Origin of the sequence: Candidatus Moranella endobia PCIT (genome assembly GCF_000219175.1) — a bacterium.
In the GTDB taxonomy this organism is placed as follows: Bacteria; Pseudomonadota; Gammaproteobacteria; order Enterobacterales; family Enterobacteriaceae; genus Moranella; species Moranella endobia.
The window spans coordinates 133058-152680 of sequence record NC_015735.1 but is presented as its reverse complement, the minus strand read 5'-3'; the positions used below and the strand labels follow the sequence as shown (position 1 = coordinate 152680).

Sequence of the window (19623 nt, the reverse complement as noted above, 5' to 3'; positions counted from 1 at the left end):
ATATATTACCTAGCCGCCTTCCATGAGGAGCCAACAATAATAATCAATCACTGTGTAAACAAGATTGGACACCATCTTCATTCTTGTTGCTACATTATGAAGATTATTCAGTTATAGTGAATAATTTTGTTGTAACGAGTGAACAATAATAGTTTCAGTTATTGTAATCGCTTTTCAAGCTGAACTATTAAACTAGTTACTGCTGTTGTCCACGCTATAACAAGCGCTGCTCGCGCGATAATAGATATATAGATATTGGAAAAGGAAACAGATCATCTGATGATCTTCGATAGCTTTAATCCCCTAACGTTACCGCTGCAGGGCACTCGTTTGATCGAAGCGTCGGCAGGAACTGGTAAAACTTATAACCTGACTGTTCTATACTTACGACTACTACTTGGGCTGGGCGGCGAGACTGCGTATCCACGGCCATTGAGCGTGGAAGAAATATTGGTTGTTACCTTTACCGATACTGCAACAAAAGAGCTACGCAGTCGTATTCGCGCAAATATACATTTGCTGATGCTAGCTTGTATGCGCGGTGAAAGCAATGATTCGCTACTAGCTGCTATACTGGTACAAATCAGCGACCGGCGGCTAGCTGCATTACATCTGCTGGCAGCGGAGAGGCAGATGGACAATGCAACGATTTATACCATCCATAGCTTCTGCAAACACATACTAAACAACGCGGTCACTTCTAACATACTATTTCCGCAAACTTTCCTGGATGATGAATCTTGCTTGTATCAGCAGGTAAGCGCTGAATTCTGGCGAAGCCATTGCCATAAGTTGCCACTGGAAGTAGCGCGCATGGTGCAACAATACTGGGAAGGGCCGGCAAACCTACTAGCTGAATTACTGCCTTATTTACAGGGTGAATTGCCCATGGTATGTAATCCGCCAGATATAACTGAGTCTATCCTAGCTAGGCATGCTCGGATTATTGCTGTTATTGCAGACCTAAAACAGCAATGGCGTACGTCTGCGTTAGAGCTTATGACGCTACTAGAGAGCCATAAACTAGACCGTCGGATATACAGCAGCAATAATCTACGGACCTGGCTGGCAAAAATTGATTACTGGGTGAGTGAGCCGACCGTGGATGATCAGGTACCGAATGAATTGGCGCGGTTTAAAAGCTCAGTGCTGGAGGAACAAACCACCGACGGAGAACCCCCTCGGCATGAGTTATTTGCTGCTGTGGAGGCTTTTTATCAGTCCAGGCTCTCGCTTCGTGAGCTAATTTTTTTCATGGCGTTAATTGAAATCCGCCAGGCATTAAAACAAGAAAAACAACGTCGGAATGAAATAGGATTCGACGATTTACTGAGCCGCCTGGATCAGGCGTTGGCTGGTGGTAGTAGCGGTGCCGCTCTAGCTGAATCAGTACGCAAGCGCTATCCGGTAGCGATAATCGACGAGTTTCAGGATACTGACCCACAGCAGTACCGAATTTTTCGTCAAATTTACGTTGGTCAATCTAACTGTGGAATGTTGTTGATGGGTGACCCGAAACAGGCTATCTATGCGTTTCGCGGAGCTGATATTTTTACTTATATGTGCGCTAGGAATGAAGTTGATGCTCACTATACCCTTGATACTAACTGGCGTTCGTCGCCTGGGATGATAAATGCAGTTAATCATTTGTTCCAAAGCTTGCCGTCGCCGTTTATCTTCAGCGATATTCCATTTTTACCAGTGATGCCTGCTACTGTCAATCAAACATTGCGTTTGGTAGTGCAGCATCAGCCACAGCCAGCGCTGCGTATTTGGCTACAGCCGGGCGCCGGCGTTGGCATAAGTGAATATAAACAATACATGGCGCGCCAGTGTGCCGCTACTATTCAAGATTTGCTATGCGCTGCCTGTGAAGGCAAAGCCTGGCTTGAAGGGCGACTGGGTAAGCAGCAGCTAATACAAGCATCGGATATTACTGTGCTAGTACGCAACCGCAGCGAGGCGGCACTGGTGTATGCTGCACTAGCGGAACTGCTGATTCCAGCAGTGCAACTCTCCAACCGTGACAGTGTCTTCAATACACCCGAGGCGCGCGAACTGCAATGGATCTTGCAGGCAGTGTTGACGACAGAGAAAAAGAATGAGCTGCGCCGGGCACTGGCTACCTGCCTGCTCGGGTTAAATGCTACCGCTATTGATACATTGAATAACGATGAGCGTCTGTGGAATAAAATGGTTGAAGATTTTGCTGGTTATCGTCAGCACTGGCAAAAACATGGCATATTGCCGATGCTGCGTAAAATAATGGTAAAATTTTGCATCGCTGAAAGCTTATTAGCCAGCCAGGGGGGCGAACGCCGCCTAACTAACTTACTCCATCTAGGTGAACTATTACAGGAAGCATCTACGCAAATAGTAGATAATGAATTCGCGCTAGTCCGTTGGTTAGCGCTACAGGTTGCATCCCCTAATTCACAGGAAACTAATCAGCAATTGCGGCTGGAAAACGATCGTCATCTGGTACAAATCATGACAGTGCATAAATCTAAAGGTTTGGAGTTCCCGCTTGTGTTCTTGCCATTCGCAGCTGATTTCCGCGTTCAAAAACGACCGATGTTTCACGATCGAGATAAGTACGGGGCCTGGTTGGATCTTAGCGCTGCTAAAGATAGTTTACTTTTAGCTGAAGAGGAGCGATTAGCAGAAGATGTGCGTCTTCTTTATGTAGCGCTAACGCGCTCTATTTACCATTGTAGTATCGGCATAGCGCCACTGTATCGCGGTAGTCGCAAAAAATCTGGTATCAGCGATCTGCATTTGAGCGCGCTTGGCTACCTAGTTCAACAGGGTCAGGATGGCAATGTGGAGCATCTTCACGAACGACTGGCGGATTTAGTGGCGCGCGCTAGCGGCGATATTTTTTTGTGTGACTCGTTGACTTGGCCAGCTGTTACTAAACTAAAACTCACGCCAACGCCAACGCCCCTACTGCAAGCCCGCAGCTGGCCTGCGCCGCCAAAAGATATCTGGTCCTGGAAGGTAACCTCAGGTATGCAGCTATATGGCAGTTCGTCAATAATTGAGTCGCAGCCGAGGTTAGATGTGGATGCCTTGGGTGAGAAGCAAGAAGAGCGAAAGGAAGAACTGTTACAGTTGACACCACATACTTTTCCTCGTGGCGCTGTTTCTGGGACATTTTTACACGGATTATTTAAAAATATAGATTTTAACCGGCCTTTGGACCAACAGTATCTGAGTGATGTTCTGACGCAGAAAGGCATCAAAGCAATTTGGCTGCCAGTGATCATGCACTGGATAAAAAGCATTATCACTATACCGTTAGATGGTTATTCACTTTCGCTCAATCAACTCACACCGGCTAGCCGCTATGCTGAATTATCGTTTTATCTTCCAATAGATGCTGTCGTGCAGGCGCACAAGTTGGACCGGATCTGCAAGCGTTATGATCCTCTTTCTGCCCGCTGTCCACCGCTAGATTTTCTGCAGTTCAGGGGTATGCTCAAAGGGTATATAGATCTTGTGTTTCGCTGGCAAGGTCGTTATTACCTGCTTGAATATAAATCAAATTGGTTAGGTGAGGATATCGATGCTTACACTAGACCAGCAATTGAACAGGCAATGATTACCCATCGCTATGTACTGCAGTATCAACTTTATGCGCTTGCTTTGCATCGGTTTTTGGGCCAACGCTTATTGGATTATAATTACCAGCGTGATTTTGGCGGGATATATTACCTATTTATGCGCGGTATAGACTTAGCACAACCGGAAAACGGGCTGTTCTATTGCCGGCCGGACATTGTTTTAGTCGAGGAACTTAATAATTTATTTATTGGCTAAACGTAGCCAGTGACTGCTAAAAGTTCCTAACAATATTTCACTCTTGCACGATGGTTTGAGACCAGATACCTACTAAAATTAACGTTAGTTCGACTGCAAAGACAATTTTATGGACAACCAGTGCTGTAATTAACAGCAACATAACAAAGCGTATTATTGTCATTGTTCAGTAATGCTACTTTGCATGTTTGTGGTCCAGGTGTTAACTATGGATATACCAAGCTTTCGCTTTATAGTTTGGTGCAAAAAAACTAATTTTGCAGTTCAGTCACTTTGTACTACCCTGTCTTACACAAGTGATCTAACGGCTTGATATTTTTATTAGTTACCTATTGAAAAACTAGTTTGCGGTACCATTCTTATTACTGGGCTCAAGATAGATTTGCCGTAAGGTTGATCAGGTTGTTGACTTGTCCGATGGTTAGGTAGGTTGTTACGCCATCGCTAAGTTTTGGAGGCTTTCACATATGCGTAATTTTGATTTTTCACCGCTATACCGTTCTGCCATAGGTTTTGATCGATTGGTTAATCTGCTTGAAACTGGCCAGGGCCAGGGTAATGGCGGTTACCCACCTTATAATGTTGAATTGGTTAGCGAAGACCAGTACCGGATTGCCGTTGCAGTAGCAGGTTTTGCTGACGGTGAGCTGGAAATTACTGCCAATGATAATTTATTGACAATAAAAGGTGCTCATGCTAATAACGAGCAAGGTGCACGAAATTACTTATACCAAGGTATCACTGAGCGCAATTTCGAGCGTAAATTTCAATTGGCCGAACATATACAAATCAAAGGTGCTCATGTGGTAAATGGTTTGCTATTTATTGATTTAGAACGTGTAGTTCCTGAAACGTTAAAACCACGCCGCATTGAAATAAAATAACTTCTGACTCCTGTAAGCTTCCATCTAATAAATTTGACATGCTATGTACGGGCTGTTTTAAATCGCTTGGTGGGTTTAGTTAATTATATAGGTTCTAGGTAATATAGGATCGAGGTTAACCGAAGGAGCAAATAATATGCGTAATTTTGATCTTTCTCCATTGTTGCGACAATGGATCGGTTTTGATGAATTAGCCAGCAATATGCAAGGCGACTTTCAGGGTGTTAGTTACCCCCAGTATAATATTGAAAAAAGCGATGATAACCATTATCGCATTACTCTAGCACTAGCTGGTTTTAGTCAGCATGAATTATCGATTGAAATTGAAGGCCCGCGACTTACAATTAAAGGCAAACCAGCTCTAGCGGATAAAGAACGACGTTATTTGCATCAGGGACTAGTATGCCAAGAGTTTTCCTTGAGCTTTACTTTAGCGGAGCATATGAATGTTGCCCAGGCTGATTTAACTAATGGTTTGCTTAACATCGATCTAGAGCGGCATATTCCTGAATCGCTGCAACCCAGGCGTATTGCCATTGGTTCCAACGAGCAGCAGCCGGGGTTGCGTAATCGCAGCCGTACTATTGATTCTGAAAAAATAGCGCCAGCGCAATAGATAGATAGCCATAGGTGTGAATAATTCAATTCAGTCCGTCAAAGTCACGCAGAAAACCATGCCGATATTATCTATTATCGGCATGGTTTTCGTTTTCCTTGATGTCTATAGCCACAATTAGTTGTTAGTTCGCAGCTAATTAACAGCTAAGCTAGCTAATAAGCACTCACTGAAGAAGGAATTAATTTCAAGGATATCTTCATGCGCACTATATATTGCGGACAGCTTAACCTATCATATGTTGGTCAGCAAGTAACATTATGCGGTTGGGTCAACCGACGTCGTGATCTAGGAGGTATGATTTTCATCGATTTACGTGATCGTGAAGGTCTGGTACAAGTATTTTTTGATCCTGATGATCAGGATATATTCACTTGTGCTGCCGAGCTTCGCAATGAATTCTGTCTGCAACTAACAGGTATGGTACGTGCGCGCCAGGCCAAACAGGTAAATAGAGATCTTGTTACTGGGACTGTAGAAATTTTGGCAACAAAACTTACCATTATAAACCGTTCTGCACCTCTACCACTAGATACAAACCAAAATAATACTGAAGAAAATCGTCTTAAATTCCGCTACCTTGACTTACGACGACCAATTATGGTAAAGCGTCTAAAAATGCGGGCGCGTATCTCAAATTTCGTGCGCAGTTTCATGGATGCAGAAGGATTTATAGATATTGAAACACCGGTGTTAACCAAGTCAACGCTGGAAGGCGCTCGCGATTATCTTGTGCCTAGTCGTGTGCATAAAGGTAAATTTTATGCCTTGTCACAGTCACCGCAACTGTTCAAACAATTGTTGATGATGTCTGGTTTAGACCGCTACTACCAGATTGTCAAATGTTTCCGCGATGAAGACCTACGCACTGATCGTCAGCCTGAATTTACCCAGATTGATATGGAAACTTCATTTATGACTGCAGTACAGGTGCGTGAAATAATGGAGCGGCTAGTGCGTGATTTGTGGCGCGATATTAAAGGCATCGACCTGGGCGTTTTCCCGCAGATTACTTATGCAGACGCCATGCGCCGTTTTGGTTCTGACAAACCTGATCTGCGTAATCCAATGGAATTGGTAGACGTGGCTGACTTAGTTAAGAATGTTGAGTTCAAATTGTTCTCTGCTTTTGCCACAGACAGCAACTGCCGCGTAGCAGCATTGTGCGTGCCCGGTGGTGCTCAGCTAAGCCGTACAAAGATTGCAGAATACAGTAAATATATTGAAGTATATGGTGCTAAAAATTTGATGTGGATTAAGGTGTACCAGCGTTTCGGCGGCGCAGTAGGCTTGCAAAGCCCAGTGACCAAATTTTTGGAGCCACAGGTAATTGAACAGATTATGTTACGTACCAATGCCGCCGATGGTGACATCATTTTCTTCTGTGCTGATCGCGCCAGCATCGTGACCCATGCGCTTGGTGCGCTGCGTATCAAGCTAGGCTTGGATTTGCTGATCACGAAACAATACCAATGGAAGCCACTGTGGGTGGTAGACTTTCCAATGTTTGAGGAAGAAGATAATGGCCGGCTGGCTACTATGCATCATCCATTCACGGCTCCAAAGGATATCGATGCCAAGACACTTGCTGCCTGCCCAGCTGCAGCGTTGGCAAATGCTTACGACATAGTGATTAACGGTTCTGAGGTTGGCGGCGGCTCAGTACGTATACACCGCTGTGACATGCAGCGGACCGTTTTCGACATTTTGGGCATTAATGAAAATGAACAGCAAGATAAATTCGGTTTTTTGCTAGATGCTTTGAACTATGGCACACCCCCACATGCAGGCCTGGCCTTCGGCCTGGATCGTTTGGTCATGCTACTGACCGGTACTGATAATATTCGCGATGTTATCGCTTTTCCGAAAACAACTACAGCGTTGGATCTAATGACCACCGCCCCTAGCCTTGGTCAGTCTGAGGCACTAGCCGATCTTTCTATTGCTGTCGTTGGTCACTAGCAGGAAAATCAGAAACAAGGAACGCACTTTTGAGGACTGCAAAATTGCCAAAACTATCAAAGATAGGTTATACCTAGTAGTCTACAATCGTTTGCAAGCATCTCAGTTGGTGCTAAAGCCATAAAATATTATAATAACCAGTAGTAGGTAATTTAGGAATATTTATTCATTGGGCTTGATAATGCTGCTGCGGAGAAAATATGGCAGGTCATAGTAAATGGGCCAATACCAAGCATCGCAAAGCCGCCCAGGACGCCAAACGAGGGAAAATTTTCACCAAAATTATCCGATCATTAGTGACCGCCGCCAAGCTAGGCGGCGGGGATCTCGGCTCAAATTCTCGTTTACGCACGGCGGTAGATAAAGCATTAGCGAATAATATGACGCGGGAAACGCTGAATCGCGCCATTGCACGTGGTGTTGGTTCTGATGATGAAACGCATATGGAAACCATTAATTATGAAGGTTATGGCCCAGGTGGTACCGCTGTCATGGTTGAGTGCCTGAGTGATAACCGAAACAGAACTGTGTCAGAAGTGCGTAACGCTTTTACTAAACACGGTGGCAATCTTAGCACTGACGGTTCTGTCTCGTATCTTTTCACAAAACGAGGTGTGCTGTCGTTTGCGCCTGGTCTGAGCGAAGATGCTGTGATAGACTCGGCACTTGAGTCCGGTGCTGATGATGTGATCACTTATGATGACGGCGCGATTGATGTATACACTCAGCCGGAATCGGTCGGTAAAGTTAAAGAAACGCTAGAAGCTGCCGGTCTGACACCGGAATCTGCGGAAGTGGCTCTTATCCCATCTACCCGTGTTAACCTAGATGCGGAAAGCGCACCAAAATTACTGCGCCTTATCGATATGTTAGAAGATTCCGATGATGTCCAGGACGTATACCACAACGGTGAAATATCCGCTAAATTAGCTGCTACCATTTGATGATGGATAAGGGTGTGAGGGTACTAGTGATCTATTGCGCTAGTCGCTAGTAGCGGCATGACCGTCGTCATATTGGGTATCGACCCCGGCTCACGCATTACCGGCTATGGTATACTTCGTCAGGAGGGAAGAAAACTAAGCTACCTAGGCAGCGGCTGTTTCTGCAACAAAGTGGACAACCTTCCCGGTCGTTTGAAATTGATCTATGCTGGCGTTAGTGAACTAATTACTAAGTTTAAGCCCGATTATCTAGCCATTGAGCAGGTTTTTATGGCAAAAAATGCCGATGCAGCGCTCAAACTTGGCCAGGCGCGTGGTGTAGCCATTGTAGCAGCTATTAACTTAAATTTGACAGTTTTTGAATATGCGGCACGTCAGGTCAAAAAAATGGTAGTTGGAACTGGGTCAGCAGAGAAAAGCCAGATACAATACATGGTACGTACTCTATTGAAGCTACCAGCCAATCCGCAGGCTGACGCGGCTGATGCGCTAGCAATTGCCATTACCCATTGCCAAGTAAACCAGAATTACCTACGCATGGACCAGCGATAATAGCTTAAGTTAAGCTGCAGACAGCGGCGTATTACCACCTGAAGGATAGATTAGAGATAAATCACCTGCAGTGGAAAGGAAGGTAGAAGTGATTGGACGTCTAAGGGGTATTATTCTAGAAAAACAACCACCACAGGTACTGTTAGAAACGAATGGAGTAGGTTATGAAATGCAATTGCCAATGACCTGCTTTTATGCGTTACCTGCAATTGGACAAGAAATAATCATTTTCACCCATTTTGTAATACGTGAGGACGCCCAACTACTATTTGGTTTTATTCATAGGCAGGAACGGTTGCTGTTTCGCGAACTGATTAAAGTAAACGGCGTTGGACCAAAGTTGGCGCTAGCTATTTTGTCCGGAATGTCAGCGCAGCAATTTGTTAGCGCTGTGGAACGACAGGAAATCAACGCGCTGATAAAATTGCCCGGTGTCGGAAAAAAAACAGCGGAACGGCTGGTAGTAGAAATGAAGGACAGATTCAAAGTCCTGTCTAGTGATCTGTTTGCACCACATGTTTCTGGCGAGATGTGTAATAATAACATCGAAAAAGAATTTAAGATGAATGATCCTGAGAAAGAAGCAGTTGCCGCGCTGGTGACACTAGGATATAAACCGCAGGAAGCAAGCAGGATGGTACACAAAGTGGCCAGCGCAGACGCTGATTGTGAAATGCTTATACGTGCTGCGCTACGCGTTGCGCTGTGAGGTGTAGGATGATAGAAGCCAATATTGTCGAAGATATAACCGAAGAAGATGTAATTGACCGCACTATACGACCAAAAACACTGGAAGACTATATAGGCCAGCCTCAAGTGCGCATGCAGATGGATATTTTCATTCAGGCATCTAAAATGCGTGGCAACGCACTCGATCATCTGCTAATCTCGGGGCCCCCGGGGCTGGGTAAAACCACGCTTGCGAACATTGTTGCTAATGAAATGGGTGTAAATCTGCGTATTACTTCAGGTCCAGTGCTAGAAAAAGCAGGCGATCTAGTGGCGATGCTGACCAACCTAGAACCACATGACATTTTATTTATCGATGAAATTCATCGATTGTCACCGGTAGTAGAGGAAGTACTTTATCCTGCCATGGAAGATTATCAGCTGGATATAATTATAGGTGAGGGAGCGTCAGCCCGCACTATTAAAATAGAGTTACCACCTTTTACCCTAGTGGGCGCTACCACTCGCGCCGGCTTGTTGACGCCACCATTGCGTGACCGTTTTGGGATTGTGCAACGGTTAGATTTTTATGCAACTAGGGATTTACAGCATATTGTTAGCCGCAGTGCTACCTGTTTGGCGTTGAATATTACTGAAAGCGGCGCGAGTGAAATTGCACGCCGGGCACGCGGTACGCCGAGGATAGCAAATAGGTTACTGCGCCGTGTTCGCGATTTTGCTGACGTGCGGGCAAGTGGCCATATCACCGATGAGGTAGCAGTGAACGCACTCAACATGTTGAATGTTGATACCGAAGGGTGCGATTTCATGGATCGTAAACTGCTGTTGGCAATCATTGATCAATTTGTCGGTGGACCGGTTGGTTTGGATAGCCTGGCTGTTGCAATTGGTGAGGAACGTAATACCATAGAAGATGTGCTAGAGCCGTTTTTAATTCAGCAAGGATTTATACAACGAACACCACGCGGTCGTATTGCTACCGTCCGAGCTTATCGTCACTTTGGGCTAGAAGTACGCAGCGGCAAGGACTAAGCAGAGCATCTTAACCTACCTAATCTTAACCACCTAACCGGTGGATAGCGCTGCTAGTTAGTTTCCTGTCGCCGCCAACAGCAGTTAATACCTATATTTTAGGGTAAGGCTTAGTAGAAATAACAACGAGGCGCACAGTACTACAGACGGTCCGGCTGGTGTATCGTATACCGCTGACAATGCCAGCCCGCCAGTGACTGCTAGTGTGCCCGCTAAGGTAGCGTATCCTGCCATTTGTTCTGGACTACGCGCACAACTACTGGCTGCCGCTGCCGGAATAATGAGCAACGAAGTAATAATTAAAGCACCGACAAATTTCATCGCCAATCCGATGATTAACGCTGTAACCAGCATTAAGATTAGCTTGATACGGTTTAGGCATATTCCATCTACATGGGCTAATTCTGGACTTATGGTTATGGACAACAGCGCGTCCCATTGCCAAATGAGAAGTGTTAGCACGACCGCTACACCAGTGCCCACCAGAACAATATCTTTTGGAGTTACCGCTAGCAGATCGCCAAATAGATACGCCATTAGATCAACCCGTATCCCATGCATACGGCTGACCAATACTAGGCCTAAGGATAGTGTACTGTGCGCAATGATTCCCAGCAAAGTGTCAACAGCCAAGTGGGGGAAACTTTCTAGCCATACGAGCCCAACTGCCAGCACCAGAATCACCAAAACCACCGTATACAACGGATTGATGTTCAATAACATGCTGCAAGCAACGCTAAGCAGCGATGCGTGGGCAAGAGTATCACCGAAAGAAGACATTTTTCGCCAGATGACTAATGCTCCTAGCGGACCAGCTGCCAGTGATAACAGCACACCAGCTAACCATCCAGGCAGCAATAATTCAATCATGGCTAACTTCCCATGGCGCGGGTGCTTTCGTTACTGCCGCGCCATGTAAAAAATGGTGGTAGTAGTGATGATTATTGTGGGAAAGCGCTAACGGCTGCGAACTAAGCTGCCTGAACATGGCAATAAAATTCGGATGGGAACATACTACTTCCGGTGTGCCGGAACAGCAAATATAGTGATTAATACAAAGCACGGCATCGGTTTTAGCCATCACTAAAGGTAAATCATGCGACACCATCAACACACCGCAACCAAGTTTATGGCGAATGTTGTCAATTAAATCGTACAATGCCACTTGTCCATTAACATCCATACCTTGGGTAGGCTCGTCCAGAACCAAAAGCTGCGGAGAATTTAGCAAGGCATACGCCAGCAATACCCGCTGCATTTCACCACCAGAAAGTTTCTGTATGGGTGCCTTACGCAGATGTTGTGATTGTACCCGCATTAACGCCGGCATTATATCGTTTTTCTTTACTCCCGGTCGCAGACGCATGAAGCGTTCTACTGTAATCGGTAATGTTGGATCTAGATGAATTTTCTGTGGCACATAGCCAATTCGTAATTTAGGTTGCCGTATTAGTGTACCGGCAGTAGTAGCTATTAATCCGAGCACTACCCGCACTAGTGTTGACTTACCAGCTCCGTTTGGTCCTAGTAAAGTAAGAATGCGACCATAGCACAAGGTGAAAGAGATATCTTTTAGCACCTCTTTTTGACCAAAAGCAACGTAAATATGTTCAAGTTTTACTAAATCGTTCATGATGATTGCAGTTGTTAAATTTTAGCATGTATCATGTATAGTTAATTATAAATTATAACATAACAAGCTGTTGTGATGAGAGTATTACCATGCCTGTGTTCAAGCCTATCATATGTTCGCGTTTTTTTTTACGTATCTGCTGTATTGTTTCTCTAGGAATTGTGTTTAGTTTTACAGCAAACATAGATGCACAAGCTGCTTTAGTTGCCTCAATTCGTCCACTGGGCTTCATCGCTGCCGCTATCGCTGATGGTGTTATACCGGTAGAGGTAATGTTGCCAGATGGCGCGTCACCCCATGATTACGCTTTGCGTCCAACGAATGCGCTGCAGTTAAAAAAAGCAGATTTGCTACTTTGGGTGGGGGCTAAAATGGAGACGTTTCTTACAGGTCCAGCTTCATCGTTGCCGGCTGAACGGTGTATTACATTGGCAGACCTACCGTCTGTTACAACACTACTGCCAAAAATTGGAGAAGAACTATATGATAGTCATGTATATGATAAAAAATGCCGTGGTGGTCACATTCACCACCACGGTGACTATAATATGCATTTGTGGCTATCACCGATTATCGCTAGGCGTATAGCAGAAGCTATTAATCACCGTCTAGCTGAGTTAATGCCAGAGAAAAAAACAAAATTAGATAATAATCTATATCTTTTTAAGAAACACTTAACAATAAATGATAAAAATATTGCTAAAATACTAGCGCCTTTTCGCGCAAAAAGGTATGTTGTATTTCACGATGCGTATGGGTATTTTGAAAAGTACTATGGCCTGACACCGTCAGGATATTTTACTGCTAACCCCGAAATACAACCAGGTGCACAGGCTTTACATAAAATTAGAACACAGTTGGTTGAGCAAAAAGTGACTTGTATTTTTGCTGAGCCACAATTTAGACCAGCTGTTATCAATGCCGTTGTTCGCGGTACGTCTGTGCATATTGGCACTCTTGACCCGATGGGAATCGGGATCGCATTGAACAAAGAAAGCTACGCACGCTTTCTATCGCAATTGACGAATCAGTACGTTAGCTGCTTGGAGAAAAACATATGAGGATAGTTATTAGTGCAGCATATAACCCGCTTTTTCTCCTTGGCGTTTAATTATTTTTTGTCGCGATCTTATCACATCATGCTGGGGTTGCTAGCCATAGTAACTTTCACGTTAACGATTGCCATTTGGCAACGGCAACAATATATCTACTTGCCGGTAGTAGAACCGTATGATAGTGATAGCCACAGCAATCTGTTGGAAGACGAGAAATTAATAGATTTTACATCAACCGCTATTAAACTACTTGGGTATACCACGCCTGATCACACTGAATACCTTATGAAGAGTGAACTTAACAACGAATGTATGGAAGTGGTTGGTGGTGTAAATCAACATGTCATCACCAGCGGCGATACTATCAACAGTGTTATTACCCAGTATGGCTGTGGTGTTACCTTCCATGCGACTAGTACCTATGATATAGTTGACGGAGGTGTAAAGGAAAAAAAAGTCAATATGACAGGCGAATGGCGCAACACTGTTTTGTTAACCGGACAGCTCAACGGTAGTTTCATTAATAGTGCCCGTTTAGCCGGACTAACTGGCAGTGATATAAACGCCGTAATTAAAGCGTTGCAGTGGCAACTAGATTTTCTTAAATTACGTAAAGGTGATCAGTTCTCAGTTTTGACGACAAGAAACGAGAGCAAAAATGCAAACAGCAAATTGCTAGGCCTGCGCTTACGTACAGGCGGTAAAGATTATTATGCTTTCCGCGCTGATGACGGAAAATTTTATAACCGTGATGCTGCTGCCGGTCTAGCCCGGGGGTTTATGCGTTTTCCTACCATAAAAAAATTCCGTGTTTCCTCCAATTTTAATCCGCAGAGGCTTAACCCCATCACCGGCCGTATAGCACCCCATCGCGGCGTCGATTTCGCTGTTCCGGTCGGTACGCCAGTACTTGCTGTGGGCGATGGCGAAGTTATTGTTAGTAAACAAGATGGAGCCGCAGGTAACTATGTTGCCATCCGCCACGGCCGCCAGTACATGACGCGCTATATGCATCTGAAAAAATTGTTGGTAAAACCAGGACAAAAAGTGAAACGCGGTGCTTGTATTGCCTTGTCCGGCAATACCGGACGTTCTACTGGCCCTCATTTGCATTACGAAGTCTGGATCAACCAGCAGGCTGTTAATCCTCTGACCGCCAAATTGCCGTGTACTGAAGTTTTGATCGGTCACGATCGAGCAGAATATCTTGCCCAAGTTAAACAGATTCTACCTCAGCTGCAATTGAACTGACCTTCATAAGACAAACAAAATTGCAGTATTATTACTAAATGTTTTGTAAAAAAAACACATACTTCCATTCAGGATGTTACCTCTATGAGTCTGACATTGGTCAGTGACCATTTACTTTCTGCTAATAATCTGCAGTATGAACATCTTTTTAACTTACTAGAACAGATGAGCGCACGACGTCTGGACTATGCTGATCTATATTTTAAGTCAAGCTATCATGAAACATGGATCATTGAAGACCGCATAATAAAAAAAGGGTCGCATAATATCGAACAAGGTATTGGTGCTCGCGCGATCAGCGGAGAAAAAACCGGTTTTGCTTATTCTGACCAAATTACATTTGCGGCATTGAACAAAAGCGCGCTGGCCGCACGCAGTATTGTTAGAGAAGCTGGCAGTGGCCAAGTCAAGATCCTGGGGGCGGTAAGCTACTGCCCTCTGTATCCTTTGTTAGATCCGCTTAATAGCTTACCGTGCGATGAAAAAATCGCGTTACTACACCGAGTGGATAAAGCTGCGCGCGACGCTGATACACGTGTTCAGGCAGTGACAGCCAGCTTGTCGGGTTTGTACGAACAGATGCTGGTCGCCGCTACTGACGGTACGCTTGCGACTGATGTGCGTCCACTGGTGCAGCTTTCTATAAGCGCGCAAGTGGAGCAGGACGGTAAAAGAGAACGCGGTACCAGCGGCGGCGGTGGTCGTGTTAGTTATAATTTTTTCTTGGAAGAGGTGAACGGCGAGGTGCGTGCTGATAGTTTTGCGCGAGAAGCGGTGCGAATGGCGCTTGTAAATCTTTCTGCTGCCGCCGCACCAGCTGGCGCTATGCCGGTGGTGCTGGGGGCAGGTTGGCCTGGTGTTATGTTGCACGAAGCAGTAGGGCACGGCCTTGAAGGTGATTTCAACCGCCGCGGCAACTCTGTGTTCAGCGGCCAGATAGGTGAGTTAGTAGCATCTGAACTATGCACAGTAGTAGACGATGGTACGCTTACCGGCCGTCGCGGCTCGCTGGCTATCGATGATGAGGGAGTACCAGGACAATATAATGTGCTGATAGAAAAAGGCTGGTTGAAAGGGTACATGCAGGACAAACTCAACGCCCAGCTGATGGAGGTAGCGCCCACTGGCAATGGCCGCCGCGAGTCCCATGCACATTTACCAATGCCACGTATGACCAATACCTACCTGTTGACAGGTAAATCTACACCGGCCGAGATTATTGCTAGTGTTAACCACGGTATTTATGCACCTAACTTTAGCGGCGGCCAAGTGGATATTACCTCTGGTAAGTTTGTTTTCTCCACCTCTGAAGCTTATTTAATTGAAAAAGGCCGTGTTACTAAGCCGGTGAAAGGCGCGACGTTAATCGGATCAGGTATCGAAGCGATGCAGCAAATATCAATGGTCGGAAATGATTTGGCTTTAGATAACGGTGTAGGCGTCTGTAATAAAGAAGGCCAAAGTTTACCGGTTGGTGTGGGCCAGCCGACGGTGAAGTTGGATAAAATCACTGTAGGTGGTACCGCCTAAAGCTGTGGCTACTAAAGTTTATTTCCTGATGCCGGCCAGCCAATAGCTCGTATGCATTTATACCGATTATCTACGAACAATACCTTAAATTGGCCTTTAGTAGCACTAATGTGCTAAATAGAACTGTTTTTAGCAATTTTAGCGATAGGATGTTTGTATGAAAAATATCAATCCCAGCCATACTTCGGCCTGGAAATCGTTGCAAACACATTTCGAATCGATGAAATACGTACAAATAATAGACCTGTTTGCACAGGATCCAGAACGTTTTTCTTCTTTCTCAGCAAATTTTGCTAACCAGATACTAGTTGATTATTCAAAAAATCGCATTACCTCAAAAACCATAACCCTATTATTGGCGCTGGCGACTGAGTGTGGCGTAAGTAATGCTATTGCTGCAATGTTTAACGGCGATAAAATTAACCACACCGAGGATCGAGCAGTGTTGCATGTAGCGTTACGCAACCGTAGCAATACGCCTATTTACCTGGAAGGTCAGGATGTAATGGCTGACGTCAATGCGGTACTTACTAAAATGAAACATTTCAGCGAGAGGTTGATCAGCGGTGAATGGAAAGGCTATACCGGACGCACTATCATAGATATCGTCAATATTGGTATCGGCGGCTCCGATCTTGGCCCGTATATGGTCACTGAAGCATTACGGCCGTATAAAAATCACCTTAAAATGCATTATGTGTCTAATGTTGACGGCACTCATATTGCTGAAACATTAAAATGCCTGGATCCAGCAACCACGTTTTTTCTAGTAGCCTCTAAAACCTTTACTACTCAGGAAACTATGACCAACGCCCGCAGCGCGCGGGATTGGTTCCTGCAAACCGCAGTCGATCAGAAATATGTTACTTGCCATTTTGCTGCTTTGTCCACTAACGCAAAAGCAGTAGCTGAATTTGGTATCGATCCGGAAAATATGTTTGAGTTCTGGGACTGGGTTGGCGGCCGCTATTCGCTCTGGTCCGCCATCGGGTTATCTATTTCGCTATCACTTGGTTTCGATAATTTTGAAAAACTGCTCAGCGGTGCACATGCTATGGACCATCATTTTTTAAAAACGCCGCTAAATAATAATTTACCAGTGCTGCTTGCGCTAATTGGCATTTGGTACAATAATTTCTACGGCATGGAAACCGAGGCAATTTTGCCTTACGATCAATATATGCACCGCTTTGCTGCATATTTACAGCAGGGCAATATGGAATCTAATGGTAAATATGTCGATCGCGAAGGACATACAGTTAGATATCAAACCGGTCCAATTATATGGGGTGAGCCAGGCACTAACGGTCAGCATGCATTTTATCAACTAATTCACCAAGGAACCAAGATAGTGCCTTGCGATTTTATTGCACCAGCCATCAGCCATAATCCTATTACTGATCATCATGTTAAACTTTTGTCTAATTTCTTCGCACAAACTGAAGCATTAGCCTTTGGCAAATCAAGAGCAGTAGTTGATCATGAATTCTGCACTGCAGGTAAGTCGCCGGATCAAGTACGGCACGTAGCCCCTTTTAACGTTTTTGAGGGTAACCGTCCCACTAACTCTATTTTGCTACGTGAGATTACCCCCTATAGCCTGGGGGCGCTAATTGCAATGTATGAGCACAAGATTTTTACTCAAGGAGTGATATTCAATATATATACCTTCGATCAATGGGGCGTCGAGCTTGGCAAGCAGCTCGCTGATCACATTTTGCCGGAATTGACACAGGATAATATAATTGACACCCATGATAGTTCTACTAATGGACTAATCAATCAATATAAATCCTGGCGTCATTGATACAGTTACTTATGAACAAACTGATTGGTGGCGGTGGCTAAATTAGTTAGTTAGACCTATCGCAACAAAATATATAGGCGAAATAGATAGATCAGCAGAATAGCAGAAAGAAGATTGATTAACCCATTTAATAACACCGCTACTATAAGCGATGATATTATCGTTAACTTGGTTGCCAACAGTAACACTATAGCCTTAGCTAGCAGCCATAAACATACCGCAGGTGCTAGCAAACGGATATTAGCAAACGCCAAACTAGCGCTCATACGCATTGATTTAATCGTGCCTAGATTATCGCTGGTAGCAATTACTGGCGCCAGGCTAAAGGCGATGGCAAATACAACACCAGGTACGATAATAAACAGCATTCCCAGTTGCACCAGCAATGTTGTAAGAAAAATTAGTAACAACAGGCGCGGTAAAATAGGTGCAGACAAGCCGATAGCGCGTAATACACTGTTAGGCTGCTGATTGTTAGAGGTCAGGCGAACCATGTTCAGCAGCCCGCTTGCAAGCAGAACGTTACCGACTATACCAGCAATAGTGCTAGCAGCAGCTGCTTTCAGCAGCACCATTTGCTGTTCAAGCGACATATTTCGTACCAACTGCTGAATGCTCATATCTGCAATGTTACTAATATTATTACAGTCGTTCAGTATTCTCAACTGAGCGCTACCCGGAGACAGTATATACCCCAGAATAACATTGATCAGTGCTGTTAATAGCGCCAACAGCACGACACTAGTCAACTGATTGCGGAAAAAATTTAGCATGTCTTGGTACATGGTACTTGCTATTCTTGGCATGGGGGCTCCTGGGTAAAAACATCAACTAATATACCAATAATTTGAATATATAATAACTGTTATAACCCCGTATTGCTTGCCGGTAATTTTATTTATTTTCAGTGAGCATAGGATGCTTATCAAACAGCTAGTGTTATGACAAAACAGCTACCATGAACTAGCAGTTAATAGTCAGTTTTTCTATAAATATTAAGTTTAATTTAGCAATTAAATTAGCAGCAATCTTACTTATTCAACAGCGGGTGGCAGCTTTCATTGCACTAACGAATAGTGACAATTTTTCTAGCATCAGTGTTGAATGATCCACATGCTCTTCAATAATACGCACGATGGCCGAGCCTGAGATAGCACCTGCGGTACCAGCCTGCAAAGCAGCGCGTACTTGGATGGGTTCAGCAATACCGAAGCCCTGAAGTATGGGCGCTGCTTTATACTTCTTCAATGCATTGACAAGCTGTGTCAGCGGCTTATTTGCCCTTTTTTCACTGCCAGTGACACCTGCACGCGAAAGCAGATAGGTATACGCTCGGCCGTAAAAAGCTATTTCGTGCAGCAGCTCGCTGTCAGCGTTTGGTGGACAAATAAAAATTGGTGCCACATCATGGCGTAACGCAGCTTGGCGAAATAGTAGGCTTTCTTGCAGCGGCACGTCAGCTACAAGCACTGAGTCAACGCCAACAGCGGCGCAGCGGGCGTAGAAAGAGTCAATACCTTCGTTATATACCAAATTGGCATACATTAGCAATCCAATTGGTATCTCAGCGTATTTTGCACGAATGGATGATAGTAGTTCAAAACAGTGTGCCGGCGTTACGCCGGCGGCAAACGCGCGCAGGTTGGCTTTTTGAATAGTTGGGCCATCGGCCAATGGATCGGAGAACGGTATGCCTAGTTCTAAAGCATCGGCCCCTGCGCTAATAAGAGTATCGATAATTTGCAGCGATAGTACAGGACTAGGATCACCAAGCGTCACAAACGGCACGAAAGCGCCTTCAGTGCGTGAAGTTAGCTTGCTAAATAATTTCTGATAGCGTTCCAT

16 protein-coding genes are annotated in these 19623 nt (G+C 44.8%); 12 read left to right on the top strand and 4 right to left on the bottom strand.

What is annotated here, in order from left to right:
- Window positions 1-279 precede the first annotated feature (279 nt).
- From recB to ruvB, 8 genes are all read left to right on the top strand, one after another.
- Window positions 280-3822 carry an exodeoxyribonuclease V subunit beta gene (gene recB / locus MEPCIT_RS00655; protein ID WP_013975538.1) on the top strand — a complete coding sequence of 1181 codons (3543 nt, stop codon included), beginning with the start codon at window positions 280-282 and terminating at the stop codon, window positions 3820-3822.
- 467 nt (window positions 3823-4289) lie between these two features.
- Entirely contained in the window at window positions 4290-4706 is a 417-nt protein-coding gene (gene ibpA, locus MEPCIT_RS00650; RefSeq protein ID WP_013975537.1) for a small heat shock chaperone IbpA, read from the top strand.
- A 136-nt stretch (window positions 4707-4842) separates the two neighbouring features.
- Entirely contained in the window at window positions 4843-5322 is a 480-nt protein-coding gene (ibpB, locus tag MEPCIT_RS00645; protein ID WP_013975536.1) for a small heat shock chaperone IbpB, read from the top strand.
- Between the two features lie 201 nt (window positions 5323-5523).
- Window positions 5524-7284, top strand: a complete 1761-nt coding sequence (gene aspS / locus MEPCIT_RS00640) for an aspartate--tRNA ligase (protein WP_013975535.1) — start codon at window positions 5524-5526, stop codon at window positions 7282-7284.
- A gap of 200 nt (window positions 7285-7484) precedes the next feature.
- Window positions 7485-8228 carry a YebC/PmpR family DNA-binding transcriptional regulator gene (locus tag MEPCIT_RS00635; RefSeq protein WP_013975534.1) on the top strand — a complete coding sequence of 248 codons (744 nt, stop codon included), beginning with the start codon at window positions 7485-7487 and terminating at the stop codon, window positions 8226-8228.
- A 57-nt stretch (window positions 8229-8285) separates the two neighbouring features.
- On the top strand, window positions 8286-8780 hold the full coding sequence (gene ruvC / locus MEPCIT_RS00630) for a crossover junction endodeoxyribonuclease RuvC (protein ID WP_013975533.1): 495 nt from the start codon (window positions 8286-8288) through the stop codon (window positions 8778-8780).
- An 88-nt stretch (window positions 8781-8868) separates the two neighbouring features.
- On the top strand, window positions 8869-9489 hold the full coding sequence (gene ruvA / locus MEPCIT_RS00625) for a Holliday junction branch migration protein RuvA (RefSeq protein WP_013975532.1): 621 nt from the start codon (window positions 8869-8871) through the stop codon (window positions 9487-9489).
- An 8-nt stretch (window positions 9490-9497) separates the two neighbouring features.
- Complete coding sequence (gene ruvB, locus MEPCIT_RS00620) at window positions 9498-10502, top strand: Holliday junction branch migration DNA helicase RuvB (RefSeq protein WP_013975531.1); 1005 nt, start codon at window positions 9498-9500, stop codon at window positions 10500-10502.
- Window positions 10503-10586: 84 nt separating this feature from the next.
- Here ruvB and znuB read toward each other — a convergent pair whose 3' ends face one another.
- Both znuB and znuC read right to left on the bottom strand, forming a co-directional pair.
- On the bottom strand, window positions 10587-11372 hold the full coding sequence (znuB, locus tag MEPCIT_RS00615) for a zinc ABC transporter permease subunit ZnuB (RefSeq protein WP_013975530.1): 786 nt from the start codon (window positions 11370-11372) through the stop codon (window positions 10587-10589).
- A complete protein-coding gene (znuC, locus tag MEPCIT_RS00610) occupies window positions 11365-12135 on the bottom strand; it encodes a zinc ABC transporter ATP-binding protein ZnuC (protein WP_013975529.1) in 771 nt (256 codons plus the stop codon). The genes znuB and znuC overlap by 8 nt, the downstream gene beginning before the upstream one ends.
- 89 nt (window positions 12136-12224) lie before the next feature.
- Between znuC and znuA the strand changes: the two genes are divergently transcribed.
- The 4 genes from znuA (at window position 12225) to pgi (ending at window position 17778) form a co-directional block, all read left to right on the top strand.
- The gene (gene znuA, locus MEPCIT_RS00605) at window positions 12225-13196 is read left to right on the top strand and encodes a zinc ABC transporter substrate-binding protein ZnuA (protein ID WP_013975528.1); all 972 of its coding nucleotides are present in this window, start codon (window positions 12225-12227) and stop codon (window positions 13194-13196) included.
- A gap of 12 nt (window positions 13197-13208) precedes the next feature.
- On the top strand, window positions 13209-14441 hold the full coding sequence (mepM, locus tag MEPCIT_RS00600) for a murein DD-endopeptidase MepM (RefSeq protein ID WP_013975527.1): 1233 nt from the start codon (window positions 13209-13211) through the stop codon (window positions 14439-14441).
- Window positions 14442-14525: 84 nt separating this feature from the next.
- Entirely contained in the window at window positions 14526-15971 is a 1446-nt protein-coding gene (tldD, locus tag MEPCIT_RS00595; protein WP_013975526.1) for a metalloprotease TldD, read from the top strand.
- Between the two features lie 157 nt (window positions 15972-16128).
- Window positions 16129-17778, top strand: coding sequence for a glucose-6-phosphate isomerase (gene pgi / locus MEPCIT_RS00590; protein WP_013975525.1), 1650 nt, complete (start codon window positions 16129-16131; stop codon window positions 17776-17778).
- Window positions 17779-17834: 56 nt separating this feature from the next.
- Here the strand turns inward: pgi and MEPCIT_RS00585 are convergent, their stop codons facing one another.
- Window positions 17835-18584 (bottom strand): YciC family protein, encoded by a 750-nt coding sequence (locus tag MEPCIT_RS00585; RefSeq protein WP_013975524.1) that lies wholly within the window; start codon window positions 18582-18584, stop codon window positions 17835-17837.
- 232 nt (window positions 18585-18816) lie between these two features.
- On the bottom strand, window positions 18817-19623 hold the full coding sequence (gene trpA, locus MEPCIT_RS00580) for a tryptophan synthase subunit alpha (protein WP_013975523.1): 807 nt from the start codon (window positions 19621-19623) through the stop codon (window positions 18817-18819).